The sequence below is a fragment of the Actinoplanes sp. CA-252034 genome (genome assembly GCF_050956125.1).
Classification (GTDB): Bacteria; Actinomycetota; Actinomycetes; order Mycobacteriales; family Micromonosporaceae; genus Actinoplanes.
Genome location: NZ_CP191846.1, coordinates 2,570,720 through 2,595,075, shown reverse-complemented (window position 1 = coordinate 2,595,075; position 24,356 = coordinate 2,570,720). Strand labels below are relative to the sequence as shown.

Annotated in this window: 24 protein-coding genes and 1 tRNA gene; 6 read left to right on the top strand and 19 right to left on the bottom strand. The window is 69.6% G+C overall.

Annotation, left to right across the window (positions count from 1 at the left end):
• From ACQPZW_RS11600 to ACQPZW_RS11590, 3 genes are all read right to left on the bottom strand, one after another.
• Nucleotides 1-972, bottom strand: coding sequence for an AAA family ATPase (locus tag ACQPZW_RS11600; RefSeq protein ID WP_433794851.1), 972 nt, complete (start codon nucleotides 970-972; stop codon nucleotides 1-3).
• Nucleotides 966-3,518: a fibronectin type III domain-containing protein gene (locus tag ACQPZW_RS11595; protein WP_433797510.1), complete on the bottom strand. Its 2,553-nt coding sequence runs from the start codon at nucleotides 3,516-3,518 to the stop codon at nucleotides 966-968. The genes ACQPZW_RS11600 and ACQPZW_RS11595 overlap by 7 nt, the downstream gene beginning before the upstream one ends.
• A 140-nt stretch (nucleotides 3,519-3,658) precedes the next feature.
• Complete coding sequence (locus ACQPZW_RS11590) at nucleotides 3,659-5,278, bottom strand: hypothetical protein (RefSeq protein ID WP_433794850.1); 1,620 nt, start codon at nucleotides 5,276-5,278, stop codon at nucleotides 3,659-3,661.
• 246 nt (nucleotides 5,279-5,524) lie between these two features.
• Between ACQPZW_RS11590 and ACQPZW_RS11585 the strand changes: the two genes are divergently transcribed.
• Nucleotides 5,525-5,611: transfer RNA gene (locus ACQPZW_RS11585), tRNA-Leu, on the top strand.
• 15 nt (nucleotides 5,612-5,626) lie between these two features.
• On the opposite strand, the gene ACQPZW_RS11580 is transcribed toward ACQPZW_RS11585, so the two are convergent.
• From ACQPZW_RS11580 to ACQPZW_RS11550, 7 genes are all read right to left on the bottom strand, one after another.
• Nucleotides 5,627-6,364, bottom strand: a complete 738-nt coding sequence (locus ACQPZW_RS11580) for a recombinase family protein (protein WP_433794849.1) — start codon at nucleotides 6,362-6,364, stop codon at nucleotides 5,627-5,629.
• A gap of 37 nt (nucleotides 6,365-6,401) precedes the next feature.
• Complete coding sequence (locus ACQPZW_RS11575; RefSeq protein WP_433794848.1) at nucleotides 6,402-7,241, bottom strand: recombinase family protein; 840 nt, start codon at nucleotides 7,239-7,241, stop codon at nucleotides 6,402-6,404.
• A gap of 213 nt (nucleotides 7,242-7,454) precedes the next feature.
• On the bottom strand, nucleotides 7,455-7,937 hold the full coding sequence (locus ACQPZW_RS11570) for a hypothetical protein (RefSeq protein WP_433794847.1): 483 nt from the start codon (nucleotides 7,935-7,937) through the stop codon (nucleotides 7,455-7,457).
• A gap of 11 nt (nucleotides 7,938-7,948) precedes the next feature.
• Nucleotides 7,949-8,644 carry a DUF6152 family protein gene (locus ACQPZW_RS11565; RefSeq protein WP_433794846.1) on the bottom strand — a complete coding sequence of 232 codons (696 nt, stop codon included), beginning with the start codon at nucleotides 8,642-8,644 and terminating at the stop codon, nucleotides 7,949-7,951.
• A 126-nt stretch (nucleotides 8,645-8,770) separates the two neighbouring features.
• Nucleotides 8,771-8,941 carry a hypothetical protein gene (locus tag ACQPZW_RS11560; protein WP_433794845.1) on the bottom strand — a complete coding sequence of 57 codons (171 nt, stop codon included), beginning with the start codon at nucleotides 8,939-8,941 and terminating at the stop codon, nucleotides 8,771-8,773.
• A complete protein-coding gene (locus ACQPZW_RS11555; RefSeq protein WP_433794844.1) occupies nucleotides 8,938-9,750 on the bottom strand; it encodes an SDR family NAD(P)-dependent oxidoreductase in 813 nt (270 codons plus the stop codon). The genes ACQPZW_RS11560 and ACQPZW_RS11555 overlap by 4 nt, the downstream gene beginning before the upstream one ends.
• A 245-nt stretch (nucleotides 9,751-9,995) precedes the next feature.
• Entirely contained in the window at nucleotides 9,996-10,475 is a 480-nt protein-coding gene (locus ACQPZW_RS11550; RefSeq protein ID WP_433794843.1) for a lipocalin-like domain-containing protein, read from the bottom strand.
• Between the two features lie 205 nt (nucleotides 10,476-10,680).
• Between ACQPZW_RS11550 and ACQPZW_RS11545 the strand changes: the two genes are divergently transcribed.
• Nucleotides 10,681-11,031, top strand: a complete 351-nt coding sequence (locus tag ACQPZW_RS11545) for a hypothetical protein (protein ID WP_433794842.1) — start codon at nucleotides 10,681-10,683, stop codon at nucleotides 11,029-11,031.
• Between the two features lie 90 nt (nucleotides 11,032-11,121).
• Here ACQPZW_RS11545 and ACQPZW_RS11540 read toward each other — a convergent pair whose 3' ends face one another.
• The 6 genes from ACQPZW_RS11540 to ACQPZW_RS11515 are packed head-to-tail and all read right to left on the bottom strand — an operon-like array spanning nucleotide 11,122 to nucleotide 16,914.
• Nucleotides 11,122-12,315 carry a sensor histidine kinase gene (locus ACQPZW_RS11540; RefSeq protein WP_433794841.1) on the bottom strand — a complete coding sequence of 398 codons (1,194 nt, stop codon included), beginning with the start codon at nucleotides 12,313-12,315 and terminating at the stop codon, nucleotides 11,122-11,124.
• Nucleotides 12,312-12,995 carry a response regulator transcription factor gene (locus ACQPZW_RS11535; protein WP_433794840.1) on the bottom strand — a complete coding sequence of 228 codons (684 nt, stop codon included), beginning with the start codon at nucleotides 12,993-12,995 and terminating at the stop codon, nucleotides 12,312-12,314. The genes ACQPZW_RS11540 and ACQPZW_RS11535 overlap by 4 nt, the downstream gene beginning before the upstream one ends.
• A 7-nt stretch (nucleotides 12,996-13,002) precedes the next feature.
• A complete protein-coding gene (locus tag ACQPZW_RS11530; RefSeq protein WP_433797509.1) occupies nucleotides 13,003-13,959 on the bottom strand; it encodes a S1C family serine protease in 957 nt (318 codons plus the stop codon).
• A gap of 11 nt (nucleotides 13,960-13,970) precedes the next feature.
• On the bottom strand, nucleotides 13,971-14,921 hold the full coding sequence (locus ACQPZW_RS11525) for a VWA domain-containing protein (RefSeq protein ID WP_433794839.1): 951 nt from the start codon (nucleotides 14,919-14,921) through the stop codon (nucleotides 13,971-13,973).
• A complete protein-coding gene (locus ACQPZW_RS11520; protein ID WP_433794838.1) occupies nucleotides 14,918-15,898 on the bottom strand; it encodes a DUF58 domain-containing protein in 981 nt (326 codons plus the stop codon). The genes ACQPZW_RS11525 and ACQPZW_RS11520 overlap by 4 nt, the downstream gene beginning before the upstream one ends.
• Nucleotides 15,895-16,914 (bottom strand): AAA family ATPase, encoded by a 1,020-nt coding sequence (locus tag ACQPZW_RS11515; protein ID WP_433794837.1) that lies wholly within the window; start codon nucleotides 16,912-16,914, stop codon nucleotides 15,895-15,897. The genes ACQPZW_RS11520 and ACQPZW_RS11515 overlap by 4 nt, the downstream gene beginning before the upstream one ends.
• A 204-nt stretch (nucleotides 16,915-17,118) precedes the next feature.
• Here ACQPZW_RS11515 and ACQPZW_RS11510 point away from each other — a divergent pair, with 204 nt between their 5' ends.
• Nucleotides 17,119-17,364 (top strand): hypothetical protein, encoded by a 246-nt coding sequence (locus ACQPZW_RS11510; RefSeq protein WP_433794836.1) that lies wholly within the window; start codon nucleotides 17,119-17,121, stop codon nucleotides 17,362-17,364.
• 114 nt (nucleotides 17,365-17,478) lie between these two features.
• On the opposite strand, the gene ACQPZW_RS11505 is transcribed toward ACQPZW_RS11510, so the two are convergent.
• The gene (locus tag ACQPZW_RS11505) at nucleotides 17,479-18,591 is read right to left on the bottom strand and encodes a PQQ-dependent sugar dehydrogenase (RefSeq protein ID WP_433794835.1); all 1,113 of its coding nucleotides are present in this window, start codon (nucleotides 18,589-18,591) and stop codon (nucleotides 17,479-17,481) included.
• 339 nt (nucleotides 18,592-18,930) lie between these two features.
• Between ACQPZW_RS11505 and ACQPZW_RS11500 the strand changes: the two genes are divergently transcribed.
• From ACQPZW_RS11500 to ACQPZW_RS11490, 3 genes are all read left to right on the top strand, one after another.
• The gene (locus ACQPZW_RS11500) at nucleotides 18,931-19,890 is read left to right on the top strand and encodes an alpha/beta hydrolase (RefSeq protein ID WP_433794834.1); all 960 of its coding nucleotides are present in this window, start codon (nucleotides 18,931-18,933) and stop codon (nucleotides 19,888-19,890) included.
• Between the two features lie 145 nt (nucleotides 19,891-20,035).
• Entirely contained in the window at nucleotides 20,036-21,178 is a 1,143-nt protein-coding gene (locus ACQPZW_RS11495; protein WP_433794833.1) for a (R)-mandelonitrile lyase, read from the top strand.
• 157 nt (nucleotides 21,179-21,335) lie between these two features.
• On the top strand, nucleotides 21,336-22,634 hold the full coding sequence (locus ACQPZW_RS11490; protein WP_433794832.1) for an MBL fold metallo-hydrolase: 1,299 nt from the start codon (nucleotides 21,336-21,338) through the stop codon (nucleotides 22,632-22,634).
• 42 nt (nucleotides 22,635-22,676) lie between these two features.
• On the opposite strand, the gene ACQPZW_RS11485 is transcribed toward ACQPZW_RS11490, so the two are convergent.
• Both ACQPZW_RS11485 and ACQPZW_RS11480 read right to left on the bottom strand, forming a co-directional pair.
• Nucleotides 22,677-23,408: an SDR family NAD(P)-dependent oxidoreductase gene (locus ACQPZW_RS11485; protein ID WP_433794831.1), complete on the bottom strand. Its 732-nt coding sequence runs from the start codon at nucleotides 23,406-23,408 to the stop codon at nucleotides 22,677-22,679.
• Nucleotides 23,409-23,458: 50 nt separating this feature from the next.
• On the bottom strand, nucleotides 23,459-24,334 hold the full coding sequence (locus tag ACQPZW_RS11480; RefSeq protein WP_433794830.1) for a helix-turn-helix transcriptional regulator: 876 nt from the start codon (nucleotides 24,332-24,334) through the stop codon (nucleotides 23,459-23,461).
• Nucleotides 24,335-24,356 lie beyond the last annotated feature (22 nt).

The following is a 24,356-nucleotide window of genomic DNA, read 5'->3' as shown; positions in this document are numbered from 1 at the left end:
TCAGGCCGGGACGTGCTGGTCGGGCAGCGGGACGGGCACCGAGCGCAGCGCGTCGGCGAGGACCTCGGCCGGGGTCACGCCACGGAGCTGAGCGTCGGCGGAGAGCAGCACGCGGTGGGCGAAGACCGGCTCGACCAGGTCCTTGAAGTCCTCCGGCAGGACGTAGCCACGGCCGTTGATCAGCGCGTACGCCGAGACGGCCCGGGTCAGCGCGATCACGCCGCGGGGGCTGACCCCGACACGGACCTGCGGGTGGTTGCGGGTGGCGGCGGCCAGGCGCACGGCGTACGCGTAGAGGGGATCGGCGATGTGAACGGCCGCGACCATCCGTGTCATCTCGCCGATCATGGCGGTGTCGGTGACCGGTTCGAGGGTGTCCGGTGACCGGACCGCCGCACCGCGCAGCACCTCGATCTCGACGTCCTCGGACGGATAGCCGACGGACAGTTTGACCAGGAAGCGGTCGAGCTGCGCCTCGGGCAGACGGTAGGTGCCGTCCATCTCGACCGGGTTCTGGGTGGCGACGACGAGGAACGGCTGCGGCACCGGGTGCGGCACGCCGTCCACGGTGACGCGGCGTTCCTCCATCACCTCGAGCAGCGCCGACTGGGTCTTCGGCGACGCCCGGTTGATCTCGTCGGCGATCACCAGGTTGGCGAAGACCGGCCCCGGATGGAACTCGAACCCGCGGTTGGCCTGGTTGAAGACGGTCACCCCGGACACGTCGGAGGGCAGCAGGTCGGGAGTGAACTGGATGCGCCGCCACTGCCCGCGGATGGACGCCGCCAACGCGCGGGCCAGGGTGGTCTTGCCGACTCCGGGCACGTCCTCGAGCAGCACGTGCCCCTGGGCGAACATGGCGGTCAGCGTCAGCCGGACGACCTCGGGCTTGCCGAGCACGACGGTGCCGATGCGGGCGGCGAGCTCGCCGGCCACGTCGGCGAAACCCTGGATGTGGGCGGGAGTCAGCACGTCGACAGGTCCGCCAGGTCGTCCCCGCCGTCGAGGTTCAGCCACGCCCACGGGATGTACGTCTTGCCCTCGTAATCCACCTGGATCCACCACGTGCTCTTCTTGTTCTTGTTGTAGACGAACGCGAAGACCTCTTCACCGGTCTTCTTGCAATACGTCTTCAGCCTCGTGCCGTTCTTCACCCAGCCGGCCTGCTGACCGTCGTCCTGCCGGGTGACCTTGAAGATCTCGTTGCCGTTACGACCGTCGACGTCTTTGTTGCAGTACGTCTTCTGGTCGCCGTCGTCACCGTTGATACAGGTGGCGGTGCCGTAGAGGGCGTCGGTCGCCTTAGCCGTCGGCTTGGAGACGGTGCCGGCCGCGTTCTTGGCGGTGACCGTGAACGTGTAGCTCGTGCTCGGCTTCAGCCCGGTCGCGTTCAGCGACGAACAGCTGCCGGTGGAGCCCTTGCCGCCGCCGGACACGGCGAGCGTGCACGTGGTCGTGCCACCCCCGTTGTTGACCGTGAACGTCACCTTCGCCGTGTTGTAGGTCGGGTCCACCCCGGTGACGGTCACCGTGGGAGCCGCCACGGTGCGCGCCGTCGCGGTCGCCGCCGTCCCGGGACCGGCCTCGTTGACAGCCGTCACCGTGACCTGCACCGTCGCGCCGTTGCCGAGCCCGGTGAGAGTGGTCGCGGTCGCGGTGACCTCGGTCTCCTTGTCGCCGGACTTCACCACGTACTTCGTGATCGGCCGCCCGTTGTCCGGCGGCGCCGTCCACGTCACGGAGACCGCACCGGCCTGCCCGGCGACGGTCGCCGCCGCCAGGTTCTCCGGGGCGCCCGGGGCGGCGAACGGAACGACGCTGTTGCTGACCGCCGACGCCTTCGACCCGGCGCCGATGTCGTTGATCGCGACGACCGTGAACGCATACGCCTTGCCGAACTCGACCTGGTTGGCGGCGATGGTCAGCTCGGTGCCGGTCGCCTCACCGATCGGGGAGGTGCCGCCCTCGGTCACGGCCGTCACCGCGTACCGCGCGATGTCGTGGCCCTGCCCGTTCGCGGCCGGCCAGGTGAGCGCGATCGTCCCGTCCGGTTTCGCCTCGGCCACCGGCGTGCCCGCCGGGTCCGGGACCTCGGCCGTCGGCATGACCTCGTTGCTGCTGCGGCCCGGCCCGTCACCCTTGCGGTTGACCGCGTGCACCTCGAACCGGTATTTCTCGCCGTTGGTCAGCCCGTCGACCACCAGTGACCGCTGGTCGGCGCCGACCTGGAAGGTGCGGCCCGCGCCGGCCACCACGTACTTGCCGATCGCGGCGCCGTTGTCCGGCGCCGACTGCCAGGAGACCCGGACCTCGGCGTTCCCGGCCGCGGCCCGCACACTGCGCGGGGCGCCCGGCTTGTCGGCCTGCGGCTTCTTCGGCTTCTCCTGTTTTGGCGGGGCGGGCGGCGCCTTGACCGGCGGCGGATCCCCACCGAGGACGTTGTCGTCATACTTGTCGACGCTGTGGACCTCGTGGTTGTCGTCGACGACCCGCGCGGTCGAGGAGCCCGGCGCGTTGATGAACAGCCGGTTCTCCCGCACCTCCAGCTCCAGGTCACCGCCGGGCCGGTCGATGTCGATCGGCTGCTTCTGCCGGCCCTCGGCGTCGAAGACGTGCACCGTGCCGTCGTTCTCCGGCACATACAGATAGCCGTCGTAGGTGACCGCCGGCCGAAGCTCGCCCCCCGCATCGGGGATGGTGACGTCACGCACGCCGGTGGCGGTGACGGTGTAGACGCGCCGCTCGTCCGGCACGGTCACCGCGATCACGTCGCCCTCGGAGCGCGGCGGCAGCTCACCCGGCGAGCTCAGCGGCAGCGTGGTCGGCTGGCCCGCGCCCTTCTCGTCCACCCGGACCAGCGCGTTCGTCGTCCGGTCGAGCACCGCGATGCCCTTGTCCAGAGCGGTGACCGCGAGGTCGTGGCTGGGCGCGGCGACCGGATCGGTGCGCAGCCGCGACGCCCCGGCCTCAGCGGCCTGGATCGCGGTCACGGTGCCCTCGCTGGGCACGGCGATCCATAGTCGGCCCGCGCCGTCGAAGACGCCACCGCTGATGCCCGGCGGGAACTGCAACGGCTCCCCCACCGGCTGCACGCTCGCCGGGTCGACCTGCTGAACCTTGCCCTGCACCGCATCCACCACGAACGCGTCGTCGCCGTGCAGGGCGACGCTCACCCCGATGCCCGGCTGGGACGGCGCGTTCCAGAAGACCCGCAGGTCGGTGAGGTCCATCGAGGCGATGGAGCCGGTGTTGACGTCACGCAGCAGCACGAATCGGTCGCTCTGACTGACCTGCACCTGATGCCGTAGCGCCTGTGGCACGTCGGCCCGGGTGTCGATGCGGGCGCTCACCCCGTTGAGCCGGGCCAGCTCGCCGGCCCCCTTGCTCCACACCCAGGACGCGGCGTCGAAGCTGGCCAGCGCGTCGTCGGCGGCGCCGAGGCCGCGAACGGTGAGCCCGAGACCCGCCACGAGCGCGGCCACCGTAGCCATCGTCACCATCTGGCCGCGGCTGGGCATCCGCCCCCTACGCCCCGGTGTCGTGGCGTCAGTGCTGGTCACTGTGGCTGCCCTCCCCGTGTCGGCGCCTCAAGGACGCTGGCCACCATAGCGAAACGGGGGTCCCCGTCGATACCCGTGTCCCGCGGCCTGTGGATAAGTCAGCCCCGTCCGAGGCACACCTGGTTCGAGCTCGCATACCTGTCGGACGAATAGACGGCCACGACTGCGAAACAGTACTCCAGCTTGGGATTCAGCCCCGACACGGTCGTCTTGGTCCGGCCCAGGCCGACCTGCGCGACCGGTTTGTGCTGCTGTCCGTCGCGGGCCATCGTGATCATGAATGGCGCCTTGCCGTCACTCGGGTCACGCCAGCTCAGATCGATCGACGCGCCCCGATCCTTCAGCTTCACCCCGGTCGGCGGATCCCCCGCCAGCTGCGGCACGTTCGCCGAGGCGGTGGCCACCGGCGTCGGCGGCTTGTCACCCTCCCGGCCGATCAGCACCACCACGAGGGCGGCCACCGCGACCAGCGCGACCAGCGTCGCGACAACGGTCAGACCAACGGCAGGACCACGACCCTTCCTTCGGTACGGTTCACCCGCCCCCGATTCCCTCTGAGGTGACGTCGGCCACCCGGTGCTGTGCCCGGTCCCGTGGTGCGGTGGCGGATATTCACCCTGGTGGGCGGCGTGCGGGTTATCCACAGTGCCGTATCCGCCCTGATAGGCGCTCTGCCCGGCCCCGTAACCCACGTCCTGGACAGGCGGATAGCCGTCCTGCCCACTGTGCTGAACGGGCGGATAGCCGGTCTCCCCGCCTTGCTGAACGGGCGGATAGCCGGTTTGCGCGCCTTGCTGAACGGGCGGATAGCCGGTTTGCGCGCCTTGCTGAACGGGCGGATAGCCGGTTTGCGCGCCTTGCTGAACGGGCGGATAGCCGGTCTGCGCGGCACCGTGGGTCCGGGTGTGCCCCTGGTGGTCGGGCTGAGACGGGAGGGCCTGCCGCTCGACGAGGGCCGGTCGCTGCTCCGGCAACGCGGGGGCGGCGTCCCACGGACCGCCGGACCGCTGCTGCGTCACCTCCGGCTGCGCGACGAACGTCGTCTCAGCACGCTGCACCGGAGCCGGCCGGGTGACCGGAAGCACATCGGTCGGCAGCTCCAGAGCAGCCCGGGCGCCCGCCTCGACAGCCGACCCTTGCGGCACCGGATTCAGCACCGGGCCGATTCCGGTGTCCTGCGCGACGACCGGCATGACGTCTACTACCGGACTCACCGGCGGAGGCACGTCGGCGACCGGCGGCAGGGGCGAAGGCACGGGGGCCACGGGCGGCGGATCAGCGACCGGGGTCACCGGCGGCGGCGTGGTCACCACGCGGGGAGTCGGCGTCGGCTGGATGGGCGAGGGCTCCGGCCGTACGGTAGCTCCGGAAGGATCCTCACCCAGGTAGGACCGCGCCCGGACCACGAACTCATGGCCCTCGCCGAGGGCCGCAGGCCCGTTGGCGGCCACCCGGCCGAACGCCTTCCGCGCCTCGTGCCGGTTGCCCAGCTCCTGCGCGACGACCCCGAGATCGTAAGAGATGTGCAGCATGAGCGGATCGCCGTCGCCGAGCCGCCACTGCCCCGCCGCGTACGCGTCCTCCAGCATGCGCCGGGCCGCCATCGGATCGTCCGACCGCAGGAAGACCCCCGCGAGCTCCCGCTGAGCGGTGAGAACGTCCGGTTCGTCCTCCCCCAGGTTTTCCCGCCCCAGCTCGACGGCCCGCTCCAGCAGCACCTGAGCCGGCTCCAGCTCACCGGACGCGATCAGGGCACGCGCACGTTCGATGGCGGGGGTGAGAGGGGACCGAGACACGTCCGCCATGCTCCCTGTTTCCCCCGCTCGGCGCCACACCCCCGGTAACGACCGGCCCCCGCTTCGACCCGGGTCGGGGGCCGTATATAGTTCTGTCCGTGCCGCTGAGAGGGCAGCCAAAACCCAGGTGAAAGCCAGGGTTACGGTCCCGCTAAGCTGTACGGAGCAGGTCCGGGTGGCGGAATGGCAGACGCGCTAGCTTGAGGTGCTAGTGCCCTTTATCGGGCGTGGGGGTTCAAGTCCCCCTCGGACACGTTAACCCCTACGGGGTTATAAATTTCTTTTAGTGAACGACCTCGCCGTTATACGGCGAGGTCTTCTTTTTGTCGGGCGGCCTATTCTCGGTGGCGGGATGCGACCAAAGCCTATCGGGTTGCCTCCCGCATCCCCTGTCACGCCTGCCAGATCTGCGCTGCTGATTCCGATGACGTCCGGAATGACGAGCTGTACGTTTTCAGGCAAAGGTCCGACCAGCGCGACAATGTCGCGTGAACAGCGCAATGTCACCTGCCGTGCCCGCAGGAAGCCGGACAAGGCCACACGGTCCCATAGCGTCTGGGCATCACCGGTCACCCTCTCCAATTCGCTGGCGGCCGCGGCCAACAGTGCATCTTCGCGCGCGTAGAACGGCAGTGGCGAGTTGGCGGGACGAGCGGTTCGGTAGCCGTGCCGGCAGCGGTACGCGGCTTTGCCGTGTACCCACAGCGGTTCCGCTCGGCGCTCGCAGACATCGCAGATGATGAGACCGGTTATCAGGTAGTGACGTTCCTGCCCGTCGGCTGGCACAGCGAGGGAGGAGATCTGTTGTGCCGCGACGAAAGTCGCCTCGTCGATCAGGGCCGGATGTGCCAGTACACCGGAGATCACCCACTGATCCTTGGTGCTGGCCCGCCGGGTGGTCGTTCCGCCGGTGTCACCGCCGCCGGGCCGGGTCTCATGGTGGAGGATCTTCTGCCGGTCCCACACCTGCCGTCCGGTGTAGCGCGGATTTGCCAGGATGCCGTCCACCGCCCGTGTCGCCCAGCTCTTGCCGTTGCGATGCGGGTTACGGCCGGGTCGGCTGCGGAGGGGCAGGCGACGCCGCGGTGGGTGAGCATGGCCGCGATCGTGGCGGGGCTGTTCCCGGCGAGGCGCTGGGTGAAGATCCAGCGGACGTGCGGGGCGGTGGCCGGGTCGGGTTCGAGGCGCTGGAGGCGTCGTCCCCAGCGGGCGTGTGCCGGGTTGGGGTGCGGTCCGCGTCGGCCAGGTGGTAGCCGTAGGGCGGACGGCCACCGAGGAACCGGCCTTCGTCGCGGGCGAGAGCGCGCATCGCTGTGAGGGTTCGGTGCCGGGCGCGCAGGACCTCGCGGCGGGCGTCGTTGCCGAGGAGGGCGATGAGCGCTCTGTGGGTGGGGTTGCCGGGGTCGAGAGGGCCTCCGAGTTCCGGGAGCCAGAGTGTGATGTTGCTATGGGTCAGGGTGGGGAGGAGTTGCTGAAGTTGGTTGCCGCTGAAGGCGCGGTCGGATTCTCCGACGATGATCGCGTCGAACTCGCGCTCCGGGTTGCGGATGGCATCGAGTAGGCGGCTGGCCTGAGGGCGGTCGTGCCAGGGGAGGCTACGGGAACAGCCGATGTCGAAGTAGTCGCACACGATGACGCCGGCGGTGCCGATGGCCTGGGTGGCGGCCTCGCGCTGCCACTGGTGTGAGGCGACGGGATCTTGGTGGTTGGCGGTGGAAACGCGGCCGTAGAAGGCGAACCGTAGACGTCTTTGTGCTGGCGGGGGCGTCTTGAGGCCGCGGCGGCGAGGGTTGGGCTGGTCTTGGAGCCATCGGGCGAGGCCACTGGTGTCGTGCGCTGTGGCCACGATGGAGTTGTACCTTTCGGCCAGGATGTTGTTGAGCACCGTATCGGGCTATTGATTTGTTCGCGTTGCGGGGTGCTCGTCCTGTCGAGAATCCGTCGTGTGTGCCAGGAGACGTGGTGTGGCCGATAGAGCGGCGTCCTGATCGCGCGCAGCGTCATTGGCTGGACTTGCCTTCGGTGTGGTCGGGGGATGGCGCCTTCGAAGCCCAGGACTTCTTACTTCAGGTTCGTGCCGGGCCACGGGGCGCCGCGGTTATGTGTAGGCCAGAAGGCTGCCAGCGACCGTGACACCCGCCCACGACGTCAGGGAGACGACCGCGGCGGTTCGGGCGGCCGCAGGCGATGGCTTGCCCAGGTCCCAGTCGAACACACTGCGGAAGGTGCGCCGGTGGAAGATCAGGACGTTCAGACCGGCGATCAGCAGGAGGCCGAGCTTGAACGGAGCGCTGCCACGTTCCGCCATGACGCTCGCGCCTGGCAGGAACATGAGTACGCCGGTGACGGCCGCTATCACAAATCCGAAGCGGGACAGCGGGAGGAGATAGCCGGCCACGGTAGTCACCGGCAACTTCTGCTGCCCGAGCCCCAGCAGCCGAAGGTCGAAGGCCGCAGCCGGGCCGATGAGCAGGGCGATACCCAGGATGTGGAGGCTCCCGAGCACCGGATACAGGTACGCCGTGCCACGGATGGCTTCGGCGAGCGGGCCATCCTGGAGCCAGGAGAAGACGTCGTCCATGACTAGCGCTCTCACGCTCGGCGCGAGCGTGAGCGCAGGTACAGCGTTCCGCCCACCACGCCGAGCAGCAGGACGATGCCGGCTGTGCCCCACACCAGAATCGGCGACGTACCGTCGGAGTTCTCCCCAGCAGCTGTCGCATCCTGGTTCCGGTCGGCTGTCGACGCGTCGCTGTCGGGGTACGGGACCGGCAGCGGCCGCGCCGGCAGTTCGCTGCCGAGCACCTGGTTGACCGGCTGTCCGTTGCCGTACCAGAAGACGACGGGACGGAACTCGTCGTCGTGACTCCTGCCGATGTAGCCGACCGCTTCGACCCGTTCGCCGTCGGCGAGCGGGCGGTCGAGACCCCACCGTCCCGTGTAGGCCGGCGGTGCGATGACGACCTCCAGCTCGTCATGGGAGCCGCTGTACGACGGGGCATCGTTGATCGGGCCGCTGTCTTCGGGGGCCTGAAGCTGCTCGGGCAGAGCCAGTTCGGGCGTGTCCGCGGGGCGGTCGCTTTCCAGAGTGAGATTGAAGAAGGAATGTGGGTCGCCCCAGCGGACCTCCGAGACGGTGCCCGAGATGTAGTAGAGGCGGTCGGTGTCGAAGTCGTCGAATCCGTGGTGGGCCTGCGCGGGAGTCGCGGGGGCCACGATGAGCGTCACAGCGACGGCGAGGGACGCCGCCGCCAGCCTGCCGAGGCGGGTGCGTGTGGTGGAGCGCATGTGAAGTCGATCCTCTCGGGAAGGTTCGGGGAATCCGCAGCCGCGGACCCCATCTCGCTGGGGAACAGGAGTCCATGCGGCAGAGGCCGGACAGGGACGTCTTCTTCTGCAGGGGTTGGATCGCGCTCAGCTGAGCGGTACCCCCGTGCGTTCGGTGAAGGCGGAGACCAGGGCGTCCTGCGCCGCCTCGTCGTACACGGTGGGGTGAACGCGGTCCTCCGGTTTTCTCTGGAAGAGGAATTGCCCGGTGACCTGGCCTCCCGGGTAGGTGTCTTCGGTCAGAAGAACCTGGGTCATGTAGCTCTCGCGGAGGTTGTCGGGGCGTGAGGGCCGTTGTGAACTCCCATGAGCGTGGGTACCCAGCCGGGGGCGACCGCGTTGACGCGCAGCTCGGGACGCCGCCGGGCCAACCCCGTGGCAAGGGTGGCCAGGTGCAGTTTGCTGTCGTCGTAGGTGACGTTCGTTCCGCCGGAGCGCAGCTCGTCGAGTTTGAGGTCGCCGCTCAGGTGCAGATCGGAGCTGAGGTACATCATCTGCTCGTGGGGAGCGTCGACCAGAGCGGTCAGCAGGTACGGCGACAGCGAGTTGGCGTTGAGGATGTCCTGATTGGGCAGGCCGTACTCGCCGGCGTTGTGGATGATGACGTCGAAGGTTCCCAGCGCGTTGATCTGCTCGGTCAGCGCGCGGGTCTGCTGCAGATTCAGCAGGTCGCCGACGACGACGGCCTCCAGAGCGGGGAGATCGCGCCGGATGTCCGCCTCACGCTGCGCGTTTCGTGCGTGCGCGACCACGGTGTGCCCGCGCCGCAGGAAGTATGCGGCGGCGAGTTGGCCGACACCGGCGGTGGAACCGGTGATGAGGATCCGTTTGGGATCGTTGCCGGTGAGCGGCTGGATGTTCTGCTCGATGTAGCGCAGCTCGTCCGCGACCTGTTGCGTGTTGTAGATATTCGCCCCGTACACGTCGCCCTGGGGCGCAGCGGGACTGCGGTCGGTCTGGACGTGGGCAGGGGTCGGTGTGTCCTCGCGTGCCCGAGGGCTGGTGCAGGCGGCCAGAAGTCCCGCGCCGAGCGCGGTCGCGGAGCGCAGGAGTGTGCGTCTGGTCATTTCAGTCATGCGGGGTCAGGGCTCCTTCGTTGCTCGCCGATCGTCTCGAGATCAGGCGACGTAGCCGGTGTCGACCGGGAGCGCTTCCCAGTGACATAACCGATCGCTGCACAGCCACAGCACCGCCCGCTGCACTGCGGTGTGCGCAGATCTGTCAGCCATCGCTGGGTGACAGAGGGCCCCGCGCTCGTGCGGGGCCCTCTGCGATCACGCTCGCTGGGCGGTGTGGCACCACCCTGCTGCGATCAGAAGCGCTTGTAGGTGACGCGCCAGCCCTCTGCCGGGTCCGTCGGCGTCAGAACCAGCCGGTCACCCGAGACCTTGAAGACGCGCGTCAGGCGCTGCCCGATGAGGTTGCGCACCGCTGATGACTCGACGGTCACGACGAACGTACCGGCGGCCTTGTTGACGGCGACAGTCCCGTAGAAGGCTTCGTATCCGTTGATCGTGTACGGAGTGTCCGCAGCGCTCGCGTCGGGGTTCATGGCCTGCACCGACATGGTGCCGGACCTGGTGAAGATGATCTGGCCGGAGTACGGCACGGGTCGCAGGTTGCCCGGGGTGCCGGCCTCCAAGGAGGTCATGCGCCATCCGCCCACCAGGGGCGACGTGTCGCGGTGGGCTTGGCTCGGCTGGGCGAACGAGAATGCGGCCACCAGGAGCGTTACGGCGAGGACGAGGGGAAGCACCAGCGTGCGCGGGGCGATCTTGAGTTTCGTTGCCATTGCTCGTTGATTCCTTCTCTTTTACCGGGGGTGTGGCGGGCAACTGCTGGGCCTGCGCTTGCGGCTGGTGGCCGTGCCGCCCGCTGGTTATCAGCAAACCGCCTCAACCGGCGGGCGGGGAGTTTCTGATGGTGGGTGTACTGGCAGGGCACCCCTGTCTGTCGCGCCAGCCTGGATCGGGAGCCGCGGAGGTCGTGTCGCCCTCGTGCGCGAACTCACCGGCGGCGGGCCTTCCAGGGCTGGAAGCGGTCGGGGCACCGCATGCCTCGATCAGGCCGTCGGCATCATCCGTGGGCGCGGTGTAACCAGCCGCGGCGGCGCACACCGATACGAGCAGGCGTCCGTCAGCTTCGCCGGCCTGTTCGGCGGCGACCTCACCCTCGACGGCGGCCTGGCGCCCGTGGGGGCCTGCATCGCCGGGCTGCTGCCGAACGTTGTCGACGGCGCTGTCGCCTTGACGATGTCTCCGCGGTCCACCCGGGTCATGGGCGGCCGCGAAGTCCTCGAAGCCCTTCATCGAGTTCTGACCCGCGGTCTTCGCGGATCTCACCGCTGACGCGGCGTGGAAGTTGCCGCGCCGGAAATGTCAGTGCACCACCGGATCGGTATACCCGGTGAGTTCGCGTGCTCCGGTGGTGTGCTGTGTTTACCGCAGGGGGTTGCCGGTGGGTGGCGGAGTCGCTGCGGTGGGGTCGGCTGCGGGCAGCCAGAGCACGAAGGTGCTGCCCAGTCCGATCTCGGAGAAGGCGGCGATGTGGCCGCCGTGGGATTCGACGATCTGCCGGACGATGGCCAGGCCAAGGCCGGTGCGCCGTTGCTGGGATGTGCCGTTGCCGTGGGGGCCGCGCCAGAATCGGTCGAAGACCCGGGTGAGGTCGTCGGGGGCGATTCCGGGGCCTTGGTCGGCGACGGCGAGCCACAGCCAGGATCCGCTGCGGCCGGTCGCGATGGTGATGGTGGAGTCGGTGGGTGCCAGGCGTACGGCGTTGGAGAGCAGGTTGCCGGCCGCGCGGCGCAGTGCGTCGTTGTCACCGATCATCCGCAGTCCGCGGGTGGTCTGGTAGCGCAGGTGCAGTGGCCGGTCCGGCAGGGGTGATTCTTCGCCGGCTTCGTGGGCGATCGTGGTGAGGTCGAGTTCGGTCTCGTTGAGTGCGCCGGCGTCGCGGCGGGCGGTGGCGAGCAGGTCTTCGACGAGCCTCGACATGCGGGTGGTGGCCCGGTCGATGATGGCGACGGCGCGGTGGCGTTCCTCGGTGGTGGCGTCCGGGGTGGTCAGGGTGGCGTCGAGGTGGGTGCGGATGATCGCGAGTGGGCTGCGTAGTTCGTGGGAGGCGTCGTCGATGAGTTGGCGTTGGGCGCGGAACGCCTGATCGAGGCGGTCGAGCATGGAGTCGAGGGTGTCGGCGAGGTCGCGCAGTTCGTCGTGCGGGCCCCGTAGGCGGATGCGGCGGGTCAGGTCGGTGGCTTGGATGTCGCGGGCGGTGCGGGCGATCGCTCCGACCGGTCGCAGGACACGCCCGGACAGCACCCAGCCGATGCCGAGGCTGGCGAGGAACAGCCCGCCGAGGGCGATCATCGAGTAGGTGCGCAGGGTCTGCAGCGTGTTGTAGTTGACCGCGGCCTCGATCTGGCTGATGTCGGCGACGGTCATGGTGCCGACGTACTGCCGGTTGTCGTTGTAGACCTTCGCGGTCTGTTCGGTGATCTGCTGCGGTGCGGTCGACTGCGCGACCGCGAGGTAGATGACGGCGAGGGTGAGCGCGGCCAGCGCAAACAGCAGGGTGGAGTAGACGACGGTGAGCCGGAACCGGATGGACCGAAACACTTCGGGGCGTTTCACGGTGCCTCCTGCGCGAGCCGGTAGCCGCGGCCGACGACGGTGTCGATCCAGCCGTCGCCGAGTTTGCGGCGCAGGGTGCCGACGGTGACCCGGACGGTCTGGGTGAAGGGGTCGGTGTTGGCGTCCCACACGTGTTCGAGTAGTTCCTCGCTAGACACCACATGGCCGGGGCGGGTCATCAGGTATTGCAGGACCCCGAACTCCTTGAGCGTCAGCGCCAGCGGTGCGCCGTCGAGCGTGACCGTGTGGCGGGCGGTGTCGAGCACGAGTCCCCGAACGCTGACGGTTGCGGTGGCGCCGGTGGTGTCACGGCGCAGCAGCGCCCGTACCCGGGCCAGCAGTTCGGCGAGGTGGAACGGTTTGACGAGGTAGTCGTCGGCGCCGCCGTCGAGGCCGCGGACCCGGTCGTCGAGGCCGCTGCGGGCGGTGAGCATGAGTACCCGCAGGTCGCCGTTGCCGGGGGTGTCCACCTCACCGTCGCGTAACTGCCGGCACAGGGTGAAGCCGTCGCCGTCGGGCAGGTTGATGTCGAGCAGCATGAGGTCGTACTCGTTGAGGGTCAGATGGTCGTAGGCCTGGGCGGTGTCGGCGGCGACGTCGACGGCGTAGCCGGTGCGGGTGAGCCCGACGCGCAGGCCTTCGGCCAGGTCTTCTTCGTCTTCCACGACGAGTAGGCGCATCTGTCGACTATCCACGGCTGATCAGGGTGGCGGCCACCTGCCGGGCCCGTTCGATCGGTACGGCGAAGCCGATGCCGATGTTGCCGCCGCCTTCGAGGGTGGCGATCGCGGTGTTCACGCCGATCACCTCGCCGCGGGCGTTGACCAGCGGACCGCCGGAGTTGCCGGGGTTGATGGAGGCGTCGGTCTGCACCGCGGTCTGCCGGGTCCTACCGCCGAGGCGTACCGGCCGGTCGGTGGCGCTGACGATGCCGGCGGTGACGGTGCCGGACAGGCCCAGCGGGGAGCCGACGGCCAGGACCGGCTGGCCGACCTGCAGAGTGCGCGGGTCAGCGAGCTCCAGCCGGTTCGGTGCTGCCGCGCTGGGTACCCGCAGGACCGCGATGTCGTTGCCGGCGTCGGTGCCGATGATCTCGGCGGTGATCCGGCGTCCGTCGGCGCCCACGATGCTCACCGCGCCGCCGCCGCGGCCGCCGTCGACGACGTGGGCGTTGGTGACGATGTGCCCGCGGTCGTCGAAGACGAACCCGGATCCGGACGCTCCGCCGGAGCCGGTGCGGACCTGTACCGAGACGACGCCGGGCAGGGCGCGGGCCGCGGCGGCGACCAGGTCGGCGGGCACCCCGGCGGGAGCGGGTGCCGGGGCCGCGTACGGGGGCGCCTCGATGGGCTCGTCCCGGCCGGCGGCGTAGCCGGCGACGCCGCCGGTGCCGGCCGAGACGGCGATGACCGCGAGGCCGCCGGCAAGCACCCGTGTCCAGCGTCGGCCGGCTGGGGCGTGGACGGGGTGCGGGTCGGGAGCCGGCTCACCGGGCGGTCGCTGCCCGGGCACGGCAGAAGGCACGGGAGGCTGGGAGGCAGAGATTGACGGCGCCGGCGCGGCAGCCGCCGGCGTGGAGGACAGAGCGGGAGACAGGAATTCGGGGCCGCGAGGTGCCGTACCCAATCCGTTGTTGATCATGATGGTTTGCCTTTCTACGGCAGGCGGGCGAACCAGAACAGGGAGGCCAGGGCGGCCAGAACCGCGAGGACCAGGCCGATGCCGATGAAGCGGGCCGACACGTCTTCGACCTCGGTCTGGTAGCCGACCGAGCTGCCGATGTCGGCGTAGGCGGCGCGCAGCTCATCGGCGCTGCCGGCCTCGAAGTAGTTGCCGCCGGTGGTCTCCGCGACGGCCTGCAGCGTCTGACCGTCGACGGGCACGGCTTGCCCGCCCTCGATCGTCCCGGCGGCGGTGCCGAAGGAGATCGAGTCGACCGGCACGCCGAGTTCGGTGGCGAGCCGGGCCGCCTCGTCCGGGTTCCGGCCGGCGGTGTTGGCGCCGTCGGAGAGCACGACCACCCGCGCCGGTGGCACGTCCTCCCCGGCCCGCGCGTCCAGCGTGCGGATCGCGTCCAGGCAGGTGGCGATAGCATCGCCGATCGCGGTACCCGCCGGCCCGGAGGCGCCTTCGGCGAGCCGGTCGACACCGGCGTTCACGGTGGACCGGTCCGTGGTCGGCGGCACGAGCACCGACGCGGAGCCGGCGAACCCGACCAGGCCGACGTTGAACTGCTCGGGTAGTTCGGCGACGAACTGGCGGGCGGCGTCCTTGGCTGCGGTGAGCCGGTCGGGGGCGACGTCGTCGGCGAGCATGGAGCGGGACACGTCCACGGCGACCAGGACGGTGGCCCGTTCGCGGGGTACCTGCACTTCGGCCTGCGGGCGGGCGAAACCTACGACGAGCAGGCCGAGCATGGCCAGGAACAGCCCGGCGGGGACGTGCCGGCGCCAGCCCGGCCGCTTCGGTGCGACCCGGTCGAGCAGTTTGAGGTTGGTGAAGCGGACGGCGTAGCGGCTGCGGCGGCGCTGGGCGATCACGTAGGCGACGGCGAGCGCGGCGACGGCGGCGAGCAGCCACAGCCGTTCCGGGGAGAGCCAGGTCATGCGGACGCTCCTGGTGGGGTCATGGGTCGGTGGGCGCCGCGGGCGAGGCGGCGCTGGGCGTACACGTGGCGGACGATGTCGGCGATCCAGTCCCGGTCGGTGCTCAGGGCCAGATGGGCGGCACCGGCCCGGCGGATCCCGTCGGTGACGCTCTGCTGCTGGCGGCTGGCGGCTTCGGCGTACCGCTGGCGCAGTTTGCGGCTGGCGGTGTGCACCTCGCGGCGCCGTCCGCTTTCCGGATCGACGAGGGCCAGCAGGCCCACATCGGGGAGCTCCTGTTCGCGCGGGTCGGTGACCTGCACAGCGAGCACCTGGTGCCGGCCCGCCAGCCGGCGTAGCGGACGTTCCCAGTCCGGCGCGCCGGGGCCGAGCCCGTCCTCGTCGAGGCCGTCGAGGAAGTCGGAGACGACCACCATCAGGCCGCGGCGCGGCACGGCCCGCGACAGGCCGTCGATCGCGTCGGCCAGCGGGATCTGAACGGTGGCCTCGGCGGCGCGGGGCGCGGCCAGCAGGGTGCGCAGCATCCCGAGCAGCGGGGTACGCCCGACGCGTGCCGGATGCCGCCGGACACCGTCGGCGGTGAGCAGATGCGCGCCGAGCCGGTTGCCGCCACCGGTGGTGAGGAACCCGACGGCGGCGACCGCGGCGACGGCCAGTTCGCGTTTCTCGTATTCGGCGGTGCCGAAGTCCATGCTGGCGGTGGCGTCGACGAGCACCCAGGTGGACAGTTCCCGGTCGGCGTCGACGGTGCGCACGTGCGGCACGGTGGTCCGGGCGGTGACCGCCCAGTCCATGCGCCGCACCTCGTCCTCGCCGGCCCGGTATTCGCGGCTGCCGGCCGGTTCGCTGCCCAGTCCGGGTAGCAGTCCCAGATGGGAGCCGTGCAGCAGGCCGTCGAGGCGGCGGGTGACGACGAGTTCGAGGCGCCGCAGCCGGCGTTCCGGTGCGAGTTCGTTGATCGACGCGCCGGTGTTCATGCGGCGGCTCCGAGGCCGAAACCGGTGTTCTGCTGGGCCGGGGCGATCACCGGTGGCGGCACCGCCTCAAGCAGGCGGTGCACGATCGTCTCGGGCTGCACACCGTCGGCGACCGCGTCGAAGGCGAGCACCAGCCGGTGGGCCAGCACATCGGGTGCGATGTCGATCACGTCGCCGGGCAGCACGTAGTCGCGGCCGCGCAGCAGCGCGAGCGCGCGGGCGGCGGCGACCAGGCCGAGGGTGGCGCGTGGGCTGGCACCGTACGCGAGCTGGGTAGCCGCCTCCGGCACCCCGAACCGCGCCGGATCGCGGGTGGCGACCACCAGCCGGACCACGTACTCGGCCAGCGCGTGATGCACGAACACGTCACGGGCCCGCTGCTGCAACGACTCCAGCCGAGCGGTGTCCAGGACCGGCCGGGCGGTGGGCCGCCGACCGCCCATGCGGTAGAGGATGCCCAGCTCGTCCTCGTCGCTGGGATAGCCGACCACGACGCGCATCAGGAACCGGTCGCGTTGCGCCTCCGGCAGCTGGTAGACACCCTCGCTCTCGATCGGGTTCTGGGTGGCCAGCACCAGGAACGGCCTGGGCACCGGGTGGGTGTGGCCGCCGATGGAGATGTGGCCTTCGGCCATCACCTCCAGCAGTGCCGACTGCACCTTGGCCGGGGCCCGGTTGATCTCGTCGGCGAGCACCAGGTTCGCCATGATCGGGCCGAGTTCGACGTCGAAGCTCTCCTGGCTGGGCCGGTAGATGCGGGTGCCGAGGATGTCGGACGGCACCAGGTCGGGGGTGAACTGGATGCGGTGGAAGACGCCGCCTACCGCGACGGCCAGGGTCTCCGCGGCGAGGGTCTTTGCCACACCCGGCACACCTTCGAGCAGGCAGTGCCCGCCGGCGAGCAGTGCTGTCATCAGCCGCTCGACGAGCCGGTCCTGCCCGACGATGACCTTCTTGACCTCGAACAGTGTCTGCTCCAGCAGACGCACGTCGGTGTCTGGTGCGATGGTTGTCATGAGTCTCCTCTGATGGCTTGCGGCAGAGATCGCAGGGCGAACGCCCGGGCTGGGGGGAATGCACCGAGCGCCCGCCCCGGACTTTCATGACAGCAACCGGTACCGAAAGCCGAGCGAAGCTACGCCCTCCTCGATCTTCGAAGGATTTTCGGGGCCGGCTGGTCGGCTGGTGGCATCCGATAGCGGAATAGTCAGGAGCGAGAAATGCGCACAAGAACTGTCATTGGGCTGGCCGTCGCGGCCGGTGCCGCCGCCGTCGCGGCCAGCGTCGGTGGAACGGCGCTGGCCGCGGCACAGACCGAAACGTCGGTGCCGGTCGTTGCCGAAGTGAGCCCGGCGGTGCCGCAGGGCGACGGTGGTACTGCGTCCACGGGCGAGTGGGACTGTCCCGAGAAAAGCGGCAGTTCCGGTTCTGCGGCCGCTGACGAACCGGCCGCCGCAACGCTCTGACCACACAGTGGAACCAGGTCAGGTCGAACGCGACCTGGCCTGAGTTCTGTTACCGGAAGCAGTTGCCCCGCTCCCCCGATGGCAAGGGTGGCAATGACCCAGGCATTCCAGCCGTCAGCGGGCGGCGAAGCGCAGGATCCGGTCGTCGCCGTCGCGCACGTCACCACGCCCGTCGGTGTTGGATGTGGTCACCCACAGGGCGCCGTCCGGGGCGATCTGCGCGGTCCGCAGCCGCCCGTACTGCTGCAGCCGAGCGACCGGCTCCCCGACGCTCGTGCCGTCCAGCGGCAACGTCCACAGGCGTTCCCCGCGCAACGCGGCAACGTAGGCGGTGTTCCCGGAGATCGCCATGCCGGACGGCGACGCGTCACGAACCTGCCAGGTCACGAGGGGATCCGTGAATCGTCCGCCACCAGTGTCGCCTTCCCCCTCGACCTGCGGCCAACCGTAGTTGCGGCCGATTTCGATGAGGTTCACCTCGTCGAGGTCGTTCTGGCCGAACTCGGTGGCGAACAACCTGCCGGCCGCATCCCAGGCCAGCCCTTGCACGTTGCGGTGGCCCAGGCTGTAGACCGGCGACCCGGCGGTGGGGTTGCCGGGCGCGGGATCGCCGTCCGCGGTCAGGCGCAGGATCTTGCCGTTCGGGCTGGCCGGGTCCTGCGAACTGGCGGTGTCGCCGGCGTCCCCGGTGCCGACGTAGAGCAGACCGTCGGGGCCGAACGCGATGCGCCCGCCGTTGTGGTAACTCGCGTTGGCGATGCCTTCGAAGACGACTTCGAAGTCGCCGCCGTCGAGCCGGAACCGTCCGATGCGGTTGTCCTGCTCGGCGGTGAAGTACACGTACACCAGGTTGTCGCGGGCGAAGTCCGGGGAGACCGCGACCCCGAGCAACCCGCCTTCGCCGACGGCGGCCACCCCGGGCACTTGGAACACCGGCCGGGCCTGGCCCGAGCCCGCTGCCAGCCGCAGCACCCGGCCGGAGTCGCGTTCGGTGATCAACGCGTCCCCGCCAGGCAGGAACGCCAGACCCCACGGCACCTCCAAGCCCGCAGCCATAACCTCGGCAGCGTCGAGGTCGGGACTGCCGGTGGCAGCACTGGCGGCGGGGCTGGTCGCGACGGCAGCCGCCGGCCCGCTGGAGGCAGATCCAGATCCGCCGACACCGCAACCGGCGACGGTGGTCACCGCCAGAACAGCTGCCAGCAAGGTCCGTCGTCGACGCATCATCAGTGTCTCTCCTCGGTCGCTACGGCCCGTTCGCGATCACGGCGTCGGGTCCAGCATTGACAGCATCATCTGCCGGCGAAAGCCGACAGAAAGAAGGAGCAGCGCTGACCATGACGGTTTTCCGGAAAGGCCATGCCAGTCGGTGAAAGAGCGGGATGGTTTCTTCCCGATGCGGCAGTAGTCCTGGAATTCGTCTCCCGACAGTCACATCATTCGCATCGGCATCCGTGGTGGGGTGCCCTGTCAGTACACCTTTCGAGAGTGACTTCTTCGTTCGTCAGCGTGGGCGTTGACTGAATACGAACCGAACGACATGAGTCGCTGAAAGGAGTCTCCCTCATGCCTCTGCAGTCTGATGGTTACACCTTCGTCCTGGCGGACGGCGTGACCCGTACACCCGTGCGTTACCGCAACCGGTACGGCATCGAGATCGCCGCCGACCTGTATCGGGCCGCCGACCTCGACGAGTCCGTCACGCACGCGGCTCTGGTCGTCGGCCCGCCGCACGGCGGCGTCAAGGAGCAGGGCCCCGGCGTGTACGCCCAGGAGCTCGCCCGCCGCGGCTTCGTCGTCATCGGCTTCGACCCGTCCTACAACGGCGAGAGCAGCGGCGAACCGCGCCACATCACCTCCCCCGAGATCTTCGCCGAGGACTTCAGCGCCGGCGTCGACTTCCTCGGCACCCTCAGCTACGTCGACCGCGAACGCATCGGCGCGATCGGCATCTGCGGCAGCGGCGGCTTCGCGCTGAGCGCGGCCTCCGCCGACCCGCGGATCAAGGCCGTCGCCACCACGGCGATGTACGACATCAGCGGCGTCAAGCGCAACGGCTGGCTCGACAGCGGCACCGCCGAGGACCGGCAGAACACCCTCGCGGGTATCGCCGAGCAGCGCTGGGCCGACGTCGACGCCGGCACGCCCACCCTGAGCCCGACCTTCCCGGCCGAAATCCCGGCCGCCGGCCTCGACCCGATCACGGCGGAGTTCTTCGAGTACTACGTCGCCGACCGCGGCCACCACCCCCGCTCGATCGGCGGGTTCACCATCACCAGCGACGCCGCGCACATCAACTTCGGCGAACTGCGCCACCTCGCCGACATCGCGCCCCGGCCGATCCTGCTCGTCACCGGCGATCAGGCGCACTCCAAGTGGTTCAGCGACGCCGTGCACGCCAAGGCCACCGGCCCCAAGGAACTGCTCGTCGTCCCCGGCGCCCGCCACATCGACCTCTACGACCGCACGGACCTGATCCCCTTCGACGCTCTGGACACCTTCTTCGCCAAGAACCTCGCGAAGTAACACCACCGCAGCAGTCACCGACGCGGCGAGCTGGAGCGACCAAGCCGCGGCCCACCGCAGGTCTGCGGTTTCCCCCTCGCCGACACCCCGCGCCCGAGACCCGCGCAAAACCACGAGCACATCCCGCACGCCAGGGAGGCAGCCCATGAGAAGAGCACTCGCAGTACTCGCCTTGCCACTGCTGATTCTGGCCGGAACTCCAGCGGCCGCCGCGGACAAGGACGACCGCAGGAAGAAGCAGACGATCACCCGCAGCCAGGACCAGACCTCCACCGCCGGCTCGCCGGACACCTTCACCGGCGAGGTACGCGTCGACACCCTGTTTCCCGCGAGTGAAACCGCGCCGTATTCGGGCGCGTACGTGACGTTCCAGCCCGGCGCCCGATCGGCATGGCACACCCACCCGGCCGGGCAACGCCTCGTGGTGACCGAGGGCGTGGGCCGCACCCAGCAATGGGGCGGCCCGATCGAGGAGATCCGCGCCGGGGACGTGGTGTGGTGCCCGCCCGGCGTGAAGCATTGGCACGGCGCCGCCCCGGACAGCGTCATGACCCACATGGCCCTGACCAGCGTGCGTGACGGGCAGAACGTGACCTGGATGGAACACGTCTCCGACCAGCAGTACCACGGGCACGTCGCCGGCGACCAGGAGCAGACCGGGGAACTCAGCGAACAGCACGCAACGGTAGCCATGATCGGCGCGTTCAGCGCGAGTGGCGACCTGCCCCGGCTGACCACCGCGCTGAACAAAGGCCTGGACGCCGGGGTGACGGTCAACCAGGTCAAGGAAGTTCTGGTGCAGATGTACGCCTACGCCGGCTTCCCCCGCAGCCTCAACGCCATCAGCACCTTCATGACCGTGCTCGAACAGCGCAAGGCCAAGGGCATCACCGACGAGACCGGTCCGGAACCGGCGCCGCTGCCCGAGGGTACGGACATCCTGGAGCTCGGCACCGACAACCAGACGAAGCTGACTGGAGCCCCGGTCACCGGTCCGATGTTCGACTTCGCACCCGCGATCGACGAGTTCCTCAAGACGCACTTGTTCGGCGACATCTTCAGCCGCGACAACCTCGACTGGCGCAGCCGCGAGGTGGCGACCATCGCGGCTCTGGCCACGCTGAAGGGCACGGAATCACAACTGCGGTCGCACTTCGCCATCGGGCTCAACACCGGCCTGACCGAAGGCCAGCTACGTGGTCTGGTGCAGGTCCTGGGCAACGAAGTAGGCACCCGGCAGGCCGACAACGCCGGCCGGATCCTCGACGAGGTCCTACGCACCCGCTGATCCCGCGCGGCGGCCCGGGGGTGCTGGCGGGCACTTCGGGCCACCGAGTGCAGGCCGATGCCGCGAGGCCAGGATCCGAACCCACGCCTGCTGAGTACTTCGAACATCTGGCTGACGCCAAGCGGGCGCACGCCTGCTCCCACAGGAGGATCCCCGTATGACGGCACGACCGGATCGCGGCGACGGCACTGACGTCGCCATCATCTCTGGAGACACCCAGGATAAGGCTGCACCTGCCCTCCCCCGACGTCGACGGCGCTGGGTACGCCGGGCCCTGGCCGTCATCGGCGCGCTCATGGTGATCGCCGTGGTCGGTGGTCTGATCTATGTGCGCACCGCACCGTTCGGCGCGTCCCCGTCAGGCGACCGGCTGGCAAGAATCGAACAGTCACCGCAGTGGAAAGACGGCGAGTTCGCCGATCCTTGGCCGCAGTGGCTGTCGCCCACCGCATCGATTCCCGGCGGTGACAGCGCCACGAGCAGCCCGGATCAGCCCCTCAGCATCGCGGCGACCGATACCGGCCGGCTCGCTGTCGCGCCGACGCATGGAATGCGTGTCACCTGGTTCGGTCACTCCTCGACGCTGGTGGAGATCGACGGTCTGCGGGTGCTGATCGACCCGGTATGGGGAGGACAGGCCGGGCCGTCCGGCCTGTTGGGTGCCAAGGCGTTCTATCCGCCGCCGGCGGCACTCGCCGATCTCGGTCGGATGGACGTCGTGCTCATCTCGCATGACCACTGGGATCACCTCGACCATCCGACCATCAGGGCCATGGCAGGCTGGTCAGCCACCACGTTCGTGGTGCCACTCGGAATCGGGGCTCACCTGGAGCGATGGGGCATCCCGGCGGACCGGATCCGTGAGCTCGACTGGTGGGACAGTGCCACTGTCGGTTCCGTGGAGCTGGTTGCCACACCGGCTCGGCACTCGTCCGCCCGGGACCCGCTGCGCAGCAGCGAAACCCTGTGGTCGGGGTGGGCGTTGCGAGGCCCGCAGCACCGCCTCTGGTATTCCGGCGACACCGGGTACTTCGCCGAGCTCGCGCAGATCGGGCAACGTCTCGGCCCGTTCGACGTGACGCTGATCGACTCCGGGCAGTACGACCCGAAATGGCCGGACACCCACCTGAGCCCGGAACTCGCCGTCGAAGCGAACGCCCTGGTGCGCGGTGAGCTGATGATCCCGGTGCACTGGGGACGGTTCAGCCTCGCCCCGCACAGCTGGACCGAACCGGTCGAACGGGTACGAGCCGAAGCGGCATGCCGCGGGCAGCGCTACCTGGCACTCGTACCCGGGGTGCCGACCGAGCCGACCGACGATGCGGTGGCCGCACAACAGCCGTGGTGGCCGGCATTGCCTTGGCGCACCGCCGCGCAAGCGCCCATCAACCCGACGGTCAACGGCGATCCGGACCAGCGAGTCGACATCGCCCCCTGTTCGACCGGCGGCCGGTAGGACGAGCCGGATACCGGTACGGCAAGGGCAGAGCCACCCGTTTCACTTCAACGTTGTCGCCGTGTAGTCGGCCAGCGCATCGAGAAGCCCGGCCTGAAAGGTGACGTCGCGAGCCGCAGTATGCGGTTCGCGGCGTTGCTGGTGGTGCCAGTAGCCACCGCTGGTCAACGCCGCCGGCTCGTCGCTGGTGGCCAGCCACTCCTGCGTGAGGTGGCCCAGCCGCAGATCATCAGGGGCGCCGGGCCCGCCCATCCGGGTGGGTACCCAGCCCGGGTCGACGGCGTTGCTGTGCACATCGGGCCAGAGGCCCGCCACCGCGAGGGCGAGGGCGGTGACGAACAGCTTGCTGTCGGAGTACGAGCCCGTCGACCGGGTATCGGTCCAGTCCAGCCGAGCCAGGGTGTCGCGTCCGCCGTGGTGCATGCCGCTGCTGAGATAGATCAGTCGTCGCGGCCGCCGGATCAGCGCGGTGAGCAGGTACGGCGCGACGACGTTGACCGGCAGGACCTGCGCGCCGCTGTAAACCCCCGCGTTGTGGATGACCACATCGGTGGAGCCCAGCCGGTTGACCTGGACGGCCACGTCACGCGTCTGCTCCACCTCGGCCAGATCGCCGACGACTGCCGAAGCGCCGCGATCGACGAGATCTTTCACCGCGGCCAGCCGCTCGATGCTGCGCGTATGCACGATGACCTCATGCCCTTCGTGGAGAAGGGTGTCCGCGGTGGCTCGGCCTAATCCCTCGGCCGAGCCGGTGATGAAGACGCGAGCCATGGTCCTGTTTCTCTTCGTGTGTGCGGGGCGGCTGCCGAGGACCAGGCCGTCTATCGCTGCGATGTGGCAGGGGTGCTTTCGTTGGTGGCGGCCCACGACGCGAGCAGTTTGAGGGCCTGTGCAGTGGGCGAGGCCGGTTCGGCGGCGTAGATGGTCATCCCGGCTCCGTCCTCGGCGCGCAGATCCATCGTCTCGTAGGCCAGTTCGAGGTTGCCGACGACCTGGTGGTGGAAGGTCTTGGTGCCGGTGCCGTGGGTGCGGACGTTGTGCGCGCTCCAGCGGCGGCGGAAGTCCTCGCTGCGGGTGGACAGTTCACCGACCAGGTCGTGCAGGCCCTTGTCGTGCGGGTCCTTGCCTGCGGCGGTACGCAGGTTCGCCACGGTCATGTCGGCGGCGAGGTTCCAGTCGGGGTAGAAGCGGTGGGCGGTGCTGTCGAGGAACGTGAACCGCCCGAAGTTCGGCACGCCGTTGGCTTTGATGTAGACGTCGCTGTACATGGCACGGCCGAGCAGGTTGGCGGCGAGCAGGTCCTGCCGGTTGTTCACCACGATCGCCGGAGCGGTGATCGTGTCCAGCGTCCATTGCAGGCTCGGTCGTACGGTCCACTGCTTGGGCCGGCGGGTGGGCCGCACCAGCGCGCTGGTGCCGCTGGCCTCCTGCGCCAGGCGCATGAGATGGGCGCGTTCCGCCTCGTCGAGTTGCAGGGCACGGGCGATCGCCTCGAGCACCCCGGCGGAGACACCGGCCAGCGATCCGCGTTCCAGCTTGGCGTAGTACTCGACGCTCATGCCGGCCAGCGCGGCGACCTCACTGCGCCGCAGACCGGGCACCCGGCGCTGCCCCGCGGCGGGCAGCCCCGCCTGTTCCGGGGTGATCTTCGCGCGGCGCGTGGTGAGGAAGTCGTGGACCTCGGCTCGATTGTTCATGTCTTCGACGGTACGACGCGGC

Coding starts and splice junctions, on each gene's coding strand:
- ACQPZW_RS11595 (WP_433797510.1), bottom strand. CDS start 3,518: ATGCCCAGCCGCGGCCAGATGGTGACGATGGCTACGGTGGCCGCGCTC.
- ACQPZW_RS11570 (WP_433794847.1), bottom strand. CDS start 7,937: ATGGACGACGTCTTCTCCTGGCTCCAGGATGGCCCGCTCGCCGAAGCC.
- ACQPZW_RS11565 (WP_433794846.1), bottom strand. CDS start 8,644: ATGCGCTCCACCACACGCACCCGCCTCGGCAGGCTGGCGGCGGCGTCC.
- ACQPZW_RS11560 (WP_433794845.1), bottom strand. CDS start 8,941: ATGACCCAGGTTCTTCTGACCGAAGACACCTACCCGGGAGGCCAGGTC.
- ACQPZW_RS11555 (WP_433794844.1), bottom strand. CDS start 9,750: ATGACCAGACGCACACTCCTGCGCTCCGCGACCGCGCTCGGCGCGGGA.
- ACQPZW_RS11550 (WP_433794843.1), bottom strand. CDS start 10,475: ATGGCAACGAAACTCAAGATCGCCCCGCGCACGCTGGTGCTTCCCCTC.
- ACQPZW_RS11535 (WP_433794840.1), bottom strand. CDS start 12,995: ATGCGCCTACTCGTCGTGGAAGACGAAGAAGACCTGGCCGAAGGCCTG.
- ACQPZW_RS11525 (WP_433794839.1), bottom strand. CDS start 14,921: ATGACCTGGCTCTCCCCGGAACGGCTGTGGCTGCTCGCCGCCGTCGCC.
- ACQPZW_RS11520 (WP_433794838.1), bottom strand. CDS start 15,898: ATGAACACCGGCGCGTCGATCAACGAACTCGCACCGGAACGCCGGCTG.
- ACQPZW_RS11515 (WP_433794837.1), bottom strand. CDS start 16,914: ATGACAACCATCGCACCAGACACCGACGTGCGTCTGCTGGAGCAGACA.
- ACQPZW_RS11510 (WP_433794836.1), top strand. CDS start 17,119: ATGCGCACAAGAACTGTCATTGGGCTGGCCGTCGCGGCCGGTGCCGCC.
- ACQPZW_RS11505 (WP_433794835.1), bottom strand. CDS start 18,591: ATGATGCGTCGACGACGGACCTTGCTGGCAGCTGTTCTGGCGGTGACC.
- ACQPZW_RS11500 (WP_433794834.1), top strand. CDS start 18,931: ATGCCTCTGCAGTCTGATGGTTACACCTTCGTCCTGGCGGACGGCGTG.
- ACQPZW_RS11495 (WP_433794833.1), top strand. CDS start 20,036: ATGAGAAGAGCACTCGCAGTACTCGCCTTGCCACTGCTGATTCTGGCC.
- ACQPZW_RS11490 (WP_433794832.1), top strand. CDS start 21,336: ATGACGGCACGACCGGATCGCGGCGACGGCACTGACGTCGCCATCATC.
- ACQPZW_RS11485 (WP_433794831.1), bottom strand. CDS start 23,408: ATGGCTCGCGTCTTCATCACCGGCTCGGCCGAGGGATTAGGCCGAGCC.
- ACQPZW_RS11480 (WP_433794830.1), bottom strand. CDS start 24,334: ATGAACAATCGAGCCGAGGTCCACGACTTCCTCACCACGCGCCGCGCG.